16 protein-coding genes are annotated in these 14,304 nt (G+C 48.9%); 13 read left to right on the top strand and 3 right to left on the bottom strand.

Annotated features, from left to right (window positions below; all coding sequences use genetic code 11):
- The first annotated feature begins 33 nt into the window (after positions 1–33).
- A complete protein-coding gene (locus C2M24_RS06580) occupies positions 34–285 on the top strand; it encodes an FAD assembly factor SdhE (protein WP_105213710.1) in 252 nt (83 codons plus the stop codon).
- A complete protein-coding gene (locus tag C2M24_RS06575) occupies positions 218–697 on the top strand; it encodes a protein YgfX (protein WP_158683703.1) in 480 nt (159 codons plus the stop codon). Before C2M24_RS06580 ends, C2M24_RS06575 begins: the two co-directional genes overlap by 68 nt.
- On the opposite strand, the gene nadB is transcribed toward C2M24_RS06575, so the two are convergent.
- Positions 678–2,288 (bottom strand): L-aspartate oxidase, encoded by a 1,611-nt coding sequence (nadB, locus tag C2M24_RS06570; RefSeq protein WP_105200755.1) that lies wholly within the window; start codon positions 2,286–2,288, stop codon positions 678–680. The two genes, C2M24_RS06575 and nadB, sit on opposite strands and share 20 nt — an antisense overlap.
- Positions 2,289–2,496: 208 nt before the next feature.
- Between nadB and rpoE the strand changes: the two genes are divergently transcribed.
- The 10 genes from rpoE to pdxJ all read left to right on the top strand — a co-directional run bounded on the left by rpoE (position 2,497) and on the right by pdxJ (position 10,924).
- Positions 2,497–3,078 (top strand): RNA polymerase sigma factor RpoE, encoded by a 582-nt coding sequence (gene rpoE, locus C2M24_RS06565; RefSeq protein ID WP_105200754.1) that lies wholly within the window; start codon positions 2,497–2,499, stop codon positions 3,076–3,078.
- A gap of 2 nt (positions 3,079–3,080) precedes the next feature.
- Positions 3,081–3,686: a sigma-E factor negative regulatory protein gene (locus C2M24_RS06560; protein ID WP_105213708.1), complete on the top strand. Its 606-nt coding sequence runs from the start codon at positions 3,081–3,083 to the stop codon at positions 3,684–3,686.
- A gap of 6 nt (positions 3,687–3,692) precedes the next feature.
- Positions 3,693–4,634 (top strand): MucB/RseB C-terminal domain-containing protein, encoded by a 942-nt coding sequence (locus C2M24_RS06555; RefSeq protein WP_105200752.1) that lies wholly within the window; start codon positions 3,693–3,695, stop codon positions 4,632–4,634.
- Between the two features lie 8 nt (positions 4,635–4,642).
- Complete coding sequence (locus C2M24_RS06550; protein WP_105213707.1) at positions 4,643–5,092, top strand: SoxR reducing system RseC family protein; 450 nt, start codon at positions 4,643–4,645, stop codon at positions 5,090–5,092.
- A gap of 68 nt (positions 5,093–5,160) precedes the next feature.
- On the top strand, positions 5,161–6,948 hold the full coding sequence (gene lepA / locus C2M24_RS06545; protein WP_105200750.1) for a translation elongation factor 4: 1,788 nt from the start codon (positions 5,161–5,163) through the stop codon (positions 6,946–6,948).
- A 21-nt stretch (positions 6,949–6,969) separates the two neighbouring features.
- Complete coding sequence (lepB, locus tag C2M24_RS06540) at positions 6,970–7,905, top strand: signal peptidase I (RefSeq protein WP_105213706.1); 936 nt, start codon at positions 6,970–6,972, stop codon at positions 7,903–7,905.
- 2 nt (positions 7,906–7,907) lie between these two features.
- Complete coding sequence (rnc, locus tag C2M24_RS06535) at positions 7,908–8,585, top strand: ribonuclease III (protein ID WP_105200748.1); 678 nt, start codon at positions 7,908–7,910, stop codon at positions 8,583–8,585.
- Complete coding sequence (gene era / locus C2M24_RS06530; protein WP_105200747.1) at positions 8,575–9,486, top strand: GTPase Era; 912 nt, start codon at positions 8,575–8,577, stop codon at positions 9,484–9,486. The genes rnc and era overlap by 11 nt, the downstream gene beginning before the upstream one ends.
- A gap of 4 nt (positions 9,487–9,490) precedes the next feature.
- Entirely contained in the window at positions 9,491–10,186 is a 696-nt protein-coding gene (gene recO, locus C2M24_RS06525) for a DNA repair protein RecO (protein ID WP_105213705.1), read from the top strand.
- Between the two features lie 6 nt (positions 10,187–10,192).
- Positions 10,193–10,924: a pyridoxine 5'-phosphate synthase gene (pdxJ, locus tag C2M24_RS06520; RefSeq protein WP_105213704.1), complete on the top strand. Its 732-nt coding sequence runs from the start codon at positions 10,193–10,195 to the stop codon at positions 10,922–10,924.
- Positions 10,925–11,907: 983 nt separating this feature from the next.
- Here pdxJ and C2M24_RS06515 read toward each other — a convergent pair.
- Both C2M24_RS06515 and C2M24_RS06510 read right to left on the bottom strand, forming a co-directional pair.
- Positions 11,908–12,444, bottom strand: coding sequence for a hypothetical protein (locus C2M24_RS06515; RefSeq protein WP_105213703.1), 537 nt, complete (start codon positions 12,442–12,444; stop codon positions 11,908–11,910).
- Between the two features lie 102 nt (positions 12,445–12,546).
- Positions 12,547–12,966 (bottom strand): hypothetical protein, encoded by a 420-nt coding sequence (locus tag C2M24_RS06510; protein ID WP_105200742.1) that lies wholly within the window; start codon positions 12,964–12,966, stop codon positions 12,547–12,549.
- Between the two features lie 541 nt (positions 12,967–13,507).
- Between C2M24_RS06510 and C2M24_RS06505 the strand changes: the two genes are divergently transcribed.
- Positions 13,508–14,083 (top strand): hypothetical protein, encoded by a 576-nt coding sequence (locus C2M24_RS06505; protein ID WP_105213702.1) that lies wholly within the window; start codon positions 13,508–13,510, stop codon positions 14,081–14,083.
- Positions 14,084–14,304 lie beyond the last annotated feature (221 nt).

Below are 14,304 nucleotides of genomic sequence, written 5' to 3'. Positions count from 1 at the left end.
ACTGCTGGGCAGCAGACTATTGAGAGGAAAACCATGGCGAATTTAGATAGTAAGGCGCGTTTACGTTGGGCATGTCGTCGCGGCATGTTGGAGCTGGATGTATTGTTTATGCCATTTGTCGAGCAGGGCTATGATGCCTTAAATGACGAAGACAAGGCGGTGTTTCAACGTTTGCTGGAGGCGGATGACCCGGATCTGTTCGCCTGGTTTATGGGCCATGAGCAATGTAAGGACCCTGAGCTGGCGCGTCTGGTTAAGATCATCCTCGACCGCGTCCGTGTATAGCGGCGCCTTCTCAAACAATATCCCACAACACCGCCCGGTTATGGCGGTGTTTGTTTTTGTCTATGCGCTCTTGTTATTGGCGCACCCGCAATGGCTTTGGGCGCTGTGCAGTGCCTTAATTCTGGCCTTAGGTTATTGCCATTTTTGGTTTCGTTTTCGTCGCTGTTGGCCACATCAGGGCAATTTGCTGATCCAAGGACAACGTGCCGAAGTGCATCAAGCTAATGCTTCTGTTAGCGGCAGGCTGTTGGCTCAATCCCGGGTTTATCCGGGCTTAATTCATTTGCAGCTGCAAGACGATATGTGCGGGAAACGTCATCATATCTTTATTGCCGCCAGGGCGATGACGCCCGAACACTTTCGTGAGTGTGCCCGGGCGGTGCAATTGGCGCTTAGTCAGCCCCAGGTTTGAGCTCGGTAATATGAGCTTCGGGTAGGTGCTCTGGATAATCCAGGGTGTAGTGCAGGCCACGGCTTTCTTTGCGCGCCAGGGCACTGCGGATGATTAGCTCAGCTACCTGCACCAGGTTGCGCAGCTCCAGCAAATCATTGCTGATGCGGAAGTTGGCATAATATTCGTAAATTTCCTGCTGCAGTAATTCTACCCGGCGCAGAGCTCGCTCCAGGCGTTTGGTGGAGCGCACTATGCCGACGTAATCCCACATAAAGAGGCGCAGTTCATGCCAGTTGTGGGTGATCACTACTTCTTCATCCGAGTCACTTACCCGGCTGTCATCCCATTGTGGCAAGGCCGTGGGCTCATACGGCAAATTCAGTTTGGCGACTATGTCCTTGGCTGCCGCATGGGCAAAGACGATACATTCTAATAATGAGTTGCTGGCCATACGGTTGGCGCCATGCAGCCCGGTGTAGGCGACTTCGCCGATGGCGTAAAGGTTGTCTAAATCCGTTTTGCCGTTAAAGTCGGTCATCACTCCACCACAGGTGTAATGGGCCGCTGGCACTACGGGAATGGCTTCCTTGGTAATATCTATCCCTACACTTAAGCACTTGGCATAAATGGTGGGGAAGTGTTCGATAATAAATTCTTTGTCGCGATGGGAAATATCCAGGTAGACGCAATTAGCGCCCAGGCGCTTCATCTCAAAGTCGATGGCCCGAGCCACTACGTCACGCGGCGCCAGTTCGGCGCGCTCATCAAATTCCGGCATAAAGCGGGTACCATCCGGGCGCAGTAGATAAGCGCCTTCGCCACGCATCGCCTCGGTGATCAAAAAGTTTTGCAACTTAGGATGATACAGGCTGGTGGGGTGGAACTGGTTGAACTCCATATTGGCAACGCGACAACCGGCTCGCCAAGCCATGGCAATACCATCGCCGCTGGCCACATCCGGGTTGGAGGTATAGAGATAAACCTTGCTGGCGCCGCCGGTAGCCAAAGCCACAAAGCGGGCGCTGATGATCTCGACCCGTTCCTTGGCGCGGTTAAATACGTAAAGGCCATGACAATGCTTGCCTTCTTTGCCGAGCTTGGCATCTGTGATCAGGTCGATGGCGTTGTAGTTTTCCAACAGCGTAATATTGGGGTGGGCCAACACCCGCTCAATGAGGGTGGTTTGCACCGCGCGGCCGGTGGCATCGGCAGCATGCAAAATACGGCGATGGCTGTGGCCGCCTTCACGGGTTAGGTGATAGCGCTCATGACCCTTGTCATCGGTTTCCATATCGAAGGGCACACCCTGCTCAATCAACCAACGCATACAGGTTTTGGCATTGGAGGCCGTGTAGTGCACCGCCTCGCGGGAGCACAGACCATCGCCGGCGGTGAGGGTGTCTTCAACATGGGATTCAATACTGTCGTTTTTCTTATCGAATACCGCCGCAATACCGCCTTGGGCGTACAGGGTGGAGCCCTCGTTAAGAGCGCCTTTACTGAGTACGGTTACTTGACAATGGTTGGCGAGAGAAAGCGCCAAAGACAGGCCAGCGGCACCGCTGCCGATGATAGCAACGTCGCTGTGATGTTGTTTATTCGGGTTCATGTTATAGTGTTGAGCCGAGGTTTATATTACCTATTATGTTGCCTCTATATGTATCATATTTGCCGCCTGGGCACGACTGAAGTTAACTAAGAACAGAAAAAAAATGCAGTTATTGCGAACTTTTTCATTTCGACCCAGTCAGACTGAGTGTATTTGGTAGCTTGGATACAAGATAAAAGCAAAATAACGCAGAGGAGTACCGGCTCGAATGAGCGAGCAGGATTTGGATTTAGCGCTGGTAAGAAAGGTTCAACAGGGAGATAAAAATGCTTATAACCTGTTGGTCGCCAAATATCAGAACAAAGTAGCAGGATTGATATCGCGTTATGTTGCCAACCAAGGTGACATTGCAGATGTAGCTCAAGAAGCCTTTATTAAGGCGTATAGAGCGCTGCCTAATTTTAGGGGCGACAGCGCGTTTTATACTTGGCTATATCGTATTGCCGTGAACTGTGCAAAGAACTATTTGGTCGCACAGGGGCGCAGGCCGCCGGCAAATGATGTCGATGCTGATGATGCTGAGTTTTATGAAGGTGCAGATTCACTGCGTAGTAATGCCAGCCCAGAAAATTTGCTGTTAAGTGACGAGGTCAGAGACGTCATTTTTGCCACCATTGATAAGCTACCTGAAGATTTGAAAACAGCCATCACTTTACGAGAACTTGAAGGGATGAGCTATGAGGAAATCGCCGCGGTAATGGATTGCCCAGTGGGCACGGTGCGTTCACGTATATTCCGTGCTCGTGAAGCGATAGATAACAAGTTAACTCCGTTAATAGGTGAGTCGTAATTATGACTAAAGCAAAGTGTAGTGAGCAGGACAAAGCCTTTATTTCTGCCTTGGTGGACAATGAAGCCAGTGTCGATACGCTTAACGTTGCTGATGTAGATACAGATACATTGGCTCGTTACAGCCTGATTGGCAATGTGATGCGCTCCGAAACAGCACCTAGCATCCAGTTAGATATAGCCGCGCAGGTAGCCCAACAACTTGAACAAGAACCGGTTCATGCGCAATTCGGCCAAGAGTTTGAGTCAAGCAGGGAAGCACAACCCCAACAGGATAACGTCATCCGCGGTACCTGGTGGCGTGGTATTACGCAAACTGCCATTGCCGCAAGCGTGGCCGTGGTTGCGGTACTGGGCGTCCAGCAATATGGTGCGACGGGCAATGGTGCCGATGAACTACCGCCCTTGCAGTCTAACCCATTTATTGGTGCGGCCTCACCGGTGAGTTATTCTTCGGAGCCGGCGCTTGAAAATGCCGAACGTGGTTTACGTGAATTACAACATCAGCGCATTGGCGCCCTGGTATTAGAGCATCAGCGTCAGACCCGTGAAGCCGCGCATTTAGCAAACACGGCAAACAAAGATGAGCAAGAACAACAGGAACAATAATAGTTAATGAAGTACCTTTATGTTGTGCTAGTGAGCCTGTGGCTGTTCCCGGCCCAGGCTATGTCGGAGATGACCGCCAAGCAGTGGCTGGACAATATGGCCACCGCGGTTAAACAGCGCAACTTCGTCGCCTCATTTGTGGTGGTGAAAGACCGCGCCATGGAGCCTTACCGCTGGAGTCACGGTATTCATGAAGGGCAGGAACTGGAATTACTGACCTTGCTTAATGGTGCGGGCCTGGAAATGGTGCGCGTTGACGATCGTGTTACCTATTACGAACCCCAAGCTCAACCTTATTCGGTAAAAACCTCGGCGATCAGCGGTCCCATCCCGGAAGTGCTGTTTGGCGATGTGGAACAACTGGCACAAAACTATAATTTCGTGCTTGGTAACAAGGGCCGTATTGCCGGTCGTCCAGCACAGCTTTTGCGCATTGAAGCCAAAGACCAGGACAAATACAGCTACTGGGTCTGGCTTGATACCGAAACCTCATTACTGCTTAAGTCCGCCTATGTGAACAATCAGGGCGAATTTTTAGAGCAACTGCAACTGAGTCATATCAATGTCTCGGAAACCCCGGCTCCGGAGTTACTTGAGATCAGCCGTCGTGAATTCCCGGCCCCCTTGCCTCGTAATGAAGAGGCAGGCGATCAGGGCAGTTGGCAAATAGGCTGGTTACCCCAAGGCTTCGAGCTGCTTAAGTCAGATCGCCATAAACTCAACTTAAACAATGAGTTGGCAGATTATTATTTGTATTCCGATGGCTTGGTTGAAGTCTCGGTATTTGTGCAGCGGCCTTTGGCCGGGCAACGTCCGAGCGGCTCGTTAACCTCGGGTGCCACCACCATTTATATCCATAACGCCGGCGCCTTCGATGTCTCGGTGATAGGTAATATCCCCGTCGCTACGGCAAAAAATATAGCCGAGTCAGTACAGCGACCTCTGTAGTTAAGCCCATGATTGAACAAGTTCTTACCGTGGTCGCCGTCAAGGGCGACACCGCGTTTTTACAAGCCGAGCCTAAGCCGGCTTGTGCCGGTTGTAATGGCAAGTGCGGCTCGCAAGTGTTCGCCAAGCTGTTCGGCACAGACAAAAAGCGTTGTCCCTATCAATTTTCCGAGCCTGTGAGCGTGGGCCAAAAGGTTAAACTGGCCCTTGATGACTCGCACATAGTGATGAGTTCATTTGTCGTTTATATCTGGCCGCTGTTATTCGCTTTGGTGACGGCGGTGCTCGCGCAGGCTGTTTTCGGTGTCAGTGAAGGGTTGCAAATAGGCGCCGCATTTGCTGCGGGTGTTCTTGGTTTTATCCTTGCTAAACATAGGCTTAAGCGTGTTGTTCATGATGTGAAAGTGATAAAGATTTACCCTCTTAGCCTGCCAGTATCGCAAAGAGATGGTGATTAGCGTCAATTACAGGTAAAATTGGCCCTTTGTTTACCCGAGCTCAGTTTTAAGAAGTCAGAATCCAATTTATGAAGCATATCCGTAACTTTTCGATTATCGCCCATATCGACCATGGTAAATCGACCCTGTCCGATCGTTTGATCCAAGTGTGTGGCGGCTTAACCGACCGCGAAATGCAGCAGCAAGTATTGGACTCAATGGAGCTTGAGCGTGAACGCGGTATTACCATCAAGGCGCAGAGCGTAACTCTTAACTACACCGCCAAAGATGGTGAAACCTACCAGTTAAACTTTATCGACACCCCGGGACACGTGGATTTCTCATACGAAGTATCACGCTCTCTGGCGGCCTGTGAAGGCGCGCTGCTGGTTGTTGATGCCGGTCAGGGTGTTGAAGCACAAACCCTGGCCAACTGTTACACCGCCATCGAAATGGACCTAGAAGTGGTGCCAATCTTGAACAAGATTGACCTGCCGCAGGCCGATCCTGATCGTGTTGCCGAAGAAATTGAAGACATTGTCGGCATCGACGCCACAGATGCGGTGCAGTGTAGCGCCAAAACCGGTATCGGTATCGATGACGTACTAGAGCGAATCGTGCGTGATATTCCACCGCCGCAAGGTGATGTGGACGGCCCGCTAAAAGCACTTATTATTGATTCTTGGTTCGACCCGTACCAGGGCGTTGTGTCACTTGTACGTATTATGCAAGGTGAGCTTAAAGCCGGCGACAAGATCAAGATCATGTCGAACGAGCAAGTTCATATTGCCGATAAAGTAGGTATCTTCACCCCGAAGCAGACCACCACGGGTGCGCTGAAAACGGGCGAAGTAGGCTTTATTATCGCCGGTATTAAAGAAATCCACGGTGCTCCTGTGGGCGATACTATCACCCTGGCGCGTAATTCAGCACAAGAACGCCTGCCAGGCTTCCAGCGCGTTAAGCCGCAGGTTTACGCCGGTATGTTCCCTATTTCTTCAGACGAGTATGAATCATTCCGCGATGCCCTTGATAAGCTGAGCCTGAACGATGCTTCGCTGTTCTTCGAGCCGGAAAACTCAACGGCCCTGGGCTTTGGTTTCCGCTGTGGCTTCTTAGGCATGCTACACATGGAAATCATCCAGGAGCGTCTGGAGCGTGAATACGATATCGACCTTATCACCACGGCACCGACCGTAGTGTATGAGGTGGTAACCAAAGATGGCACGATTCAAATCGATAACCCGTCTGAGCTGCCGCCGGTAAACGACATTCTTGAAATTCGTGAGCCTATCGTAGAAGCCAATATTCTCGTACCGCAAGAGTACCTGGGTAACGTCATTACCCTGTGTATTGAAAAGCGCGGTATGCAAACCAAGATGAACTATCACGGCAACCAGGTAGCGGTGACTTACGAGCTGCCCATGGGTGAAGTGGTAATGGACTTCTTCGATAAGCTGAAGTCAACCAGCCGTGGTTTCGCATCACTGGATTACAACTTTAAAGAATTCCGCACCGCTGACATGGTACGTGTGGATATTCTTATCAATGGCGACCGCGTTGATGCCCTGGCCATTATTTGTCACCGTGACAACGCCCAAGGCCGTGGCCGTGAACTAGCCGAAGCACTGCGTGAGCTTATTCCGCGCCAGATGTTCGACATCGCCATTCAGGCGGCTATCGGCAACCATGTTATTGCCCGTTCAACGGTTAAACAGCTTCGTAAAAACGTAATCGCCAAGTGTTATGGTGGTGACGTAAGCCGTAAGAAAAAGCTACTGCAAAAGCAGAAAGAAGGTAAGAAGCGCATGAAGCAGCTGGGTAACGTTGAAGTTCCTCAAGATGCCTTCTTGGCGATTTTGAAAGTCGGCAAATAATAACAATAAAGGACACCACTGATGGCTGGATATTTTTCCATATTTTTAGTGCTACTTACCCTGGCCTCGGGCCTGATCTGGTTGATAGATCATCTGGTTTATGCCCCCAAGCGCAAGCAGCTAATTGCGCTTGCAGAGGGCGCCAGTGGTAAGCCGCTGGACGAGGAATTAAAAGAGGAAATCGCTCCTGTGCCTGTGCTTACCGAGCATGCCAAGTCGATTTTCCCCATGATAGCCATCATTACCGTATTTCGTTCGTTTTTGTTCGAACCGTTTCAGATCCCATCGGGCTCCATGATGCCAACTCTGTTGGTGGGCGACTTTATCCTGGTACAAAAATACTCTTATGGTATTAAGGACCCGGTATGGCGCTCTGAGCTGGTAGCTACGGGCAAACCGGAACGTGGCGACATCGCCGTATTTAAGTTCCCGCCTAAGCCTGAGCTGGACTTTATCAAGCGTGTTATCGGTCTGCCGGGCGACACCATTGTGTATCGCAACAAGCAGCTGTATATCAAACCGCATTGTGAGCAAGGCCAGGCCGAGCAGGGCAGTTTGCTTTGTGGCGAATACAATAAAATTGCACTAGATATAATTAATAAAGATGAGTTTATGCAAGGGAGCCAGCAACTTGTGCGTCTTGAAGAAGACCTCGACGGCCTTAAGCATGATATTTTAATAAACCCAAGACTGCCTGAGTTTAAGAGCAAGTACTACCAACAACAAGGCACCAAGATTGACGAGTGGGTTGTTCCCGAAGGTCATTATTTTATGATGGGCGACAACCGCGACAATAGTGAAGACGGTCGCGCTTGGGGATTCGTTCCAGAGCCTAACCTGGTAGGTAAAGCGGTCTTTATTTGGATGAGTTTTGAATTTGAAAACACAGCCGATGACTTCTTGCCAAGTTGGGTGCCAACCAGTGTTCGCTTTGAACGCTTAGGTAATATTCAGTAACAATGAAGAAAAACGTAACAGAACTGTACAGTAAAATAGGATATAGCTTTATTGACCAGGGCTTGCTTGAGCAAGCCCTGACTCATCGCAGCCATAAGGGCCAGCATAACGAGCGCCTGGAGTTTCTTGGTGACTCGATTTTAAGCTTTGTCATCGCCAACGCCTTGTATCACAAGTTTCCTAAGGCGCGCGAGGGCGATTTGAGCCGCATGCGTTCAACTTTAGTGCGCGGCCAAACCCTGGCCGAATTTGGCCTTGAGTTTAACCTGGGCGAGTACCTGCGCCTGGGCCCGGGTGAGCTTAAAAGCGGCGGTTATCGCCGCGAGTCGACCCTGGCCGATGCGGTAGAGGCCATTATTGGCGCCGTATTCCTGGACTCAGATATCGACACCTGCAGCGACTTGGTACTGCAATGGTACGCCTCGCGCTTGGACTCTATTTCCCCGGGAATGAATCAAAAAGACCCTAAGACTCTGCTACAAGAGTTTCTACAGGCCCGTAAGTTACCCCTGCCGGGTTATACGGTGATCGATACCAAGGGTCAGGCGCATAACCAGACGTTCACGGTTGAATGTATCGTTGAAGGGATGGAAAGTATTATCTCTGTGGGCAGTTCGCGCCGTAAGGCGGAGCAAAAAGCCGCAGAAAAAGCCTTAAAGATATTAAAGAATGACAGCTGATACGCACACACAAACGCATTGCGGTATGGTGGCCATAGTCGGTCGCCCGAACGTAGGTAAATCAACCTTGTTGAACAAAATTGTTGAGCAGAAGGTGAGTATTACCTCGCGTAAACCGCAAACCACGCGCCACCGCATTATGGGCATTCATACCGAAGATAATTATCAAACCGTGTATGTGGACACCCCGGGCCTGCATGTGGAAGAGAAGCGCGCCATTAACCGTTTAATGAACCGCGCCGCCTCAAGCTCCATCGGTGACGTTGAGCTGATCATCTTTGTGGTCGAAGGGACGCACTGGACCAATGACGACGAAATGGTGTTGAACAAGGTCTGTGCCGGTAAAACACCCGTGCTCTTGGTGATGAATAAAACCGATCAGGTGAAAGACCAGGAACTGATCCCCAAGCATCTGCTCTGGCTCAGTGAAAAAGGCGACTTTGCCGGTATTATTCCGGTTTCCGCCAAGAATAATCGCAATCTTGACCTGATCAAAAAAGAAGTGCGTAAGCGCTTACCACAAAGCGAATTTTACTTCCCGGAAGACTATGTTACAGACCGTTCCATGCGCTTTATGGCGGCGGAGATCGTGCGTGAAAAGCTCATGCGCTTTATGGGGGACGAGTTACCCTATTCTGTGACCGTAGAAATCGAGCAGTTTAAATGGCAAGACAACGGCGTATGGCAAATTAACGCCCTGATCCTGGTTGAGCGCGAAACGCAAAAGCGTATGGTCATAGGTAACAAGGGTGAAAAGCTGAAAACCATCGGCCGTGAAGCCCGTCGCGATCTCGAAGATATGCTCGATAACAAGGTGTTCCTTGAGCTGTGGGTCAAGGTGAAATCGGGTTGGGCGGACGACGAACGCGCCCTGCGTAGCCTAGGTTACGGCGAAGACTAAGCCCATGAATGCGGGCTTTGAGCGCGCCTTTTTACTGCATCGACGGGCCATTAGCGACTCGCAATGGCTGGTCGATTTTGTGGTCGAAAACCGCGGCCTGATGCGCATGATAGCGCGCCTAAGCGGTAAGCAGGCGATCAAACATAAAGCCCAGTTACAACCCTTCCAAGCACTCCTTATTCGCTATCAAGGCAATGGCGAGCTCAAATACCTGCAACACTTTGAACTCGACACCGCCTTGGAGCCACTGCGCGGCGACAAGCTCTATTGCGGCTTTTATATGAATGAATTGGCGGCACGCATCATCCCCATCAATGAGCCTCTGGAGCAGATATTCTCCCTCTATTCCCAGCACTTGCAGGAGCTCGCAGGAGCTAAAGATCTGGGTGCCAGTTTACGCTGTTATGAGTTGCAGCTGCTGGAGAGCCTGGGCTATGGCGTCAACTTTGACAGCGACTATCAGGGCGATGCCATTGATGCCAAAGGACAATACGATTACTATCCCGAGCAGGGTTGGGTACGCCAGGCACAACCGGTGCAGGGTTACGGTTTTAGCGGTGCGCATATTCTCGCGTTTGCCCGTTATGATTTTTCCGAGCCGCAAATACAAAGGGCGGCCAAGCATTTTTGTCGTTATATACTCAAACCCTTGCTTGGCAACAAACCACTAAAAAGCAGAGAACTATTTAAATCAAGGTAAGGCAGCATGAAAGAGATTCTACTAGGCGTTAACGTTGACCATATCGCCACTTTACGTCAGGCCCGTGGCACCACTTATCCGGATCCGGCCCATGCCGCCGCAGTCGCCGAGCATGCCGGTGCCGACGGGATCACCATTCACCTGCGTGAAGACAGACGTCATATTCAAGACCGTGACATCTATGTGATGAAAGACACCATACAAACACGCATGAACCTAGAAATGGCGGTCACCGAAGAAATGCTCGCCATTGCCCTGGAAGTAAAACCGGCCTTTGTCTGCCTGGTACCGGAAAAGCGTGAAGAGCTGACCACAGAAGGCGGTCTGGATGTCGTCGGGCAGTACGACAAGGTGGCCGATGCGGTAAAGCGTTTAAGCGATGCCGGTATTAAGGTAAGCCTTTTTATCGATGCCGATAAGGCGCAAATCGACGCCAGCGTAAAAGCCGGTGCCCCTTATATCGAAATTCACACCGGCGCCTATGCCGATGCCGAAAACGACGCCGAGCAAGCGGCAGAGCTTGAGAGCATCCGCGTTGGCGTACAATATGCCCACGCTCAAGGCCTGGTGGTTAACGCCGGTCATGGCTTGCACTACCACAATGTAAAGCCTATCGCAGCCATGCCTGAGATTTACGAGCTTAACATTGGCCATGCGATCATCGCCCGTGCCGCCATCGATGGCATGGAAAAGGCCGTACGTGATATGAAACGTCTGATGCTAGAGGCGCGGGCCTAAGAGGTCTTGGAGTCAGGCTGCTGACGGCGTTTTGATATTGAGATACTTTCTTTGGAAAGCCGGTGTTTATCGCCGGCTTTTTTGTTTTTGTTGAGATCTTGTCGGGTCGCCGACCTCGACTTAGAGGAAATGCTAAGTTCAGCGCTAATAACTCGTCCCTGAAGGAGGGTTCCTGTCGGCATCCATGCCTTCACCTCCTCACGCTGCGAAGCGGTGCTTCGGTCACTCGTCGCCCCTAAGAACTCCTAGGACACCCGTGATTCGCCAATGCTTCCGAACTCAGCGCTTTGTTAAACGTTCCGCTTAGCTTTCAACACGGTTTAACGAGGTGTTCTACCTCGGTAAACCTAACTCCGAAGTCCCCCTCCTCGCAGAGCTCGTCACCTTCAAGCGGCGCGAGTGAAACTGTTCACTCGCTTGTTTCCGCTTTCAGCCATACTCGCTGTTTCCAGCACACTCCACAACAAAAGCGGATTTCTCCAGCGCGAATCCAAACGGGAAGATCGATACCTGTTACTTCTGAGTTTGCTGATGGGCTGATAAGTGCCAATAGCGCCTTGTTAGAAGACTTATGCAAAAAGACGATACAGGCCATAATAAAACCCCAAGCCTATAAAAGCAGCAAAATGCCCCATCCACTTTGTTGCTGAGTCAGAGGATTTACTCTGGAAATAGCCAACAACAAAACCTAAGAACAGTATTGGTAAGAACAATATCATTGGAATAATCGTAGCACTCGGCGTTCCTTCATACTCCCTAAGACTATCGATGAGCTTCTTTAACTTTTTGGGCAGTACCGAATCAGCATAAAGCGCTGGAAATAACGAAAAGTATACCCAGAAGAAACCTAAAAAAAATGTGGGTAGAACTAATACAAACCATTCCTTGTTAATAGCGCTTTCCTCTTGTCTGCTAATGCCTCACCAAGAGGTGAATAATTGTTGGATAAAATGTGAAATGAAGCGGAACCAAGCCAACTGTTACTAGTCCAGTTTCAGTGGTTTGTTGTGTGAAATTACACGTTCTCCATGAAAATTCCACCTGATTTGCATAGTTACTTCAGATATAGGCTGTGAAATAAATTCCTGAACCTTATCACAACGTACTACAACACCATCGGTGCTTAGAGGCACAAGTTGACCAGTCCAAGCTGAGCAATTAGCAATTAGTTTTTTTTCATTTGTATATGCCTCAAAATCAACCGCCACACTCTTCCAAGTACTACTACCTTTGTTACTTATAACACCTGAAATCTCTATCACATCGCCCATATCTTTATAACTTTGAATGCTGAAATATAAATCATGGCTCGGGTCATAATACATATCAGGAATATCACTTAAAAACAGTTCATCAGAGCTGATTGTCATCGACTCTCTTAACTGCTGCGCTTTTTCCATAGCATCTTCGAAGTCATTCAATCGATCTTTTTTACTTAGGTGATAGTGTGCTTCATCAACAATAGATATTCCCAGACCTAAAAGAACACCAATACCTAAGTATTTAAATACTGACTTCACGAATTTACCCCTTTCACATAACGCCTCAATAAAGGGTCTCCACGCAGCGGCGAAGCCGCAAAGTGGAGGTCCAGCCCCGAAGGGGCGCCTTTGATTGATTTGTTAGGCATTTGACTCTGGCCTAAATGCTAGCTCAGGATAAATTAGATAAGCAAAGAAGAAGCCTACCCCGGCTGAACTAAAGAAAGACAGCAAAAACAGAACACTGTCTGGGCCGCCTACCAACCAATAATAGGTAAAACCAGATAACCCGGTAAATATGCCGAATGCAACCATTAAGAAAATTGTATTGACGTACTTACCAATTGCTCTGTACGTGCCTGGCATTGGCATGGGTAAAAACCTATTTAGCAAAGCCAAAATCGGGGGGCCGAACAAACCGAAAAGAACCACCGGCAAAATAGCTGCGTTTTCTAAGCCGCGACCAATCTCACTATCAAATACCACAATACCTTGATAGAGGCCCATGACTGAACCAATCCCAATTCCTACCCAATCGCTTCGTAAAAACTCGAACTTCATGTTGATGCCTAACAATTTAATATCGAGCGATTGGGTCGTTTTTCTACTGCAATCTGTCTCGTTTTTGTCCTATAACCATAGATAACAAATTTAGGAAGTACTTACCAGCATTGAAGTTACGCTACATTGCCATCAACGTGAACACGACAAAAAAGACCCATTGGGTCGTTTTCCTGACTATGGGAGAAACTCATCGATTATGGATGGATAACCAGTAATTTCGGTGGAAGTATGAACGTCAGTTTTCCGCTTAATCGAGGCTGCCTGGAAGTGACATTGGTCAAAATTATATTTCCAGAACTTGTTTTTAACTGTAATGCCTGCGACATGCTCTCAAGATAAGTAACGAATTGTGGTGATTCTTGGTGTTTATCAAACGATGCTCTTGCTTATTAAATAAATTATGTGTGGATGTTTATAGTAGACGGCAAATATTTTCGTTAATTTAGCCATCACATGTAGAGGTGCTAATATTCATTATCTATAGGATTTACATTGCAGATATTACAGAAGCTACTTTTTGGAACGAGGGACTGTTGTTATGAATGGATATCGTATCTTACCTTTAGCGCTAGCTTTAGTTCACTTAACTGGATGTGATTTTATTCCACCCAGTAAAGAAGAAGTATACAAACCTTTTATAAGCCTGAAAGAAAAGTACTCAAAACAAGAGAAACCGCAAGTACCGCTTTCACCAGTTGATTCTTTGCTGTTTCAATCGATACATCACCCTGGCGTGTTATTAAGCTCGGGCAGTACGAGTGGGTTCGCGTTGAACCAAGGCGCTTTGTATATAGACACAAAAAACACCCCACTAGGCTCATTTGAAATTTCAGCAAAAAATATTAGGGCTTGTACATGTCTAAGTTTTGGCTCTGGTGAGATTTACACAGAAGTTTTACTGGCTGAAGAAGGGCTAATTTTGAGCTTAGGCTACTCAGGTATAGCTAGTAAAACGATTGACTGGTGTTACGCTAATAACAAACCAGTTATTTCTAGCTCCCTCCAAAGAGATTGGTTATATGATAAGCGCTCCCTCCCGGACTTCGCCAACTATACTCAAGTGAGTCGAAAGGTATACGATGAGCAGTATAAACAAGCTTGCCGAGGGTTCTAGTGCAGTGTTGGTGAAATAGTTTTATCGTAATACGAAAAGCACTTCCTCGACTTAAAATTAATTGAGCTTCCGCTCCTCGCTCATAGTCATCTAACAGATTGCGATAGCCTAAATTTGAAAGCAGGTGTATCAGCTTAATCCCCTTACATTGCATCCGAAGCGCGATACGAGAAGAGTAATCGCCAGCACGACGCTGGCGAAAACATGCTCAGGCCAGGGAA

It is taken from the genome of Pseudoalteromonas sp. T1lg22 (genome assembly GCF_002964645.1).
Taxonomy (GTDB): domain Bacteria; phylum Pseudomonadota; class Gammaproteobacteria; order Enterobacterales; family Alteromonadaceae; genus Pseudoalteromonas.
Note: the sequence above shows the minus strand (reverse complement) of the source record. Positions and strands in the feature narration are given on the sequence as shown.

Coding starts and splice junctions, on each gene's coding strand:
- C2M24_RS06580 (WP_105213710.1), top strand. CDS start 34: ATGGCGAATTTAGATAGTAAGGCGCGTTTACGTTGGGCATGTCGTCGC.
- C2M24_RS06575 (WP_158683703.1), top strand. CDS start 218: ATGAGCAATGTAAGGACCCTGAGCTGGCGCGTCTGGTTAAGATCATCC.
- nadB (WP_105200755.1), bottom strand. CDS start 2,288: ATGAACCCGAATAAACAACATCACAGCGACGTTGCTATCATCGGCAGC.
- rpoE (WP_105200754.1), top strand. CDS start 2,497: ATGAGCGAGCAGGATTTGGATTTAGCGCTGGTAAGAAAGGTTCAACAG.
- C2M24_RS06560 (WP_105213708.1), top strand. CDS start 3,081: ATGACTAAAGCAAAGTGTAGTGAGCAGGACAAAGCCTTTATTTCTGCC.
- C2M24_RS06555 (WP_105200752.1), top strand. CDS start 3,693: ATGAAGTACCTTTATGTTGTGCTAGTGAGCCTGTGGCTGTTCCCGGCC.
- C2M24_RS06550 (WP_105213707.1), top strand. CDS start 4,643: ATGATTGAACAAGTTCTTACCGTGGTCGCCGTCAAGGGCGACACCGCG.
- lepA (WP_105200750.1), top strand. CDS start 5,161: ATGAAGCATATCCGTAACTTTTCGATTATCGCCCATATCGACCATGGT.
- lepB (WP_105213706.1), top strand. CDS start 6,970: ATGGCTGGATATTTTTCCATATTTTTAGTGCTACTTACCCTGGCCTCG.
- rnc (WP_105200748.1), top strand. CDS start 7,908: ATGAAGAAAAACGTAACAGAACTGTACAGTAAAATAGGATATAGCTTT.
- era (WP_105200747.1), top strand. CDS start 8,575: ATGACAGCTGATACGCACACACAAACGCATTGCGGTATGGTGGCCATA.
- recO (WP_105213705.1), top strand. CDS start 9,491: ATGAATGCGGGCTTTGAGCGCGCCTTTTTACTGCATCGACGGGCCATT.
- pdxJ (WP_105213704.1), top strand. CDS start 10,193: ATGAAAGAGATTCTACTAGGCGTTAACGTTGACCATATCGCCACTTTA.
- C2M24_RS06510 (WP_105200742.1), bottom strand. CDS start 12,966: ATGAAGTTCGAGTTTTTACGAAGCGATTGGGTAGGAATTGGGATTGGT.
- C2M24_RS06505 (WP_105213702.1), top strand. CDS start 13,508: ATGAATGGATATCGTATCTTACCTTTAGCGCTAGCTTTAGTTCACTTA.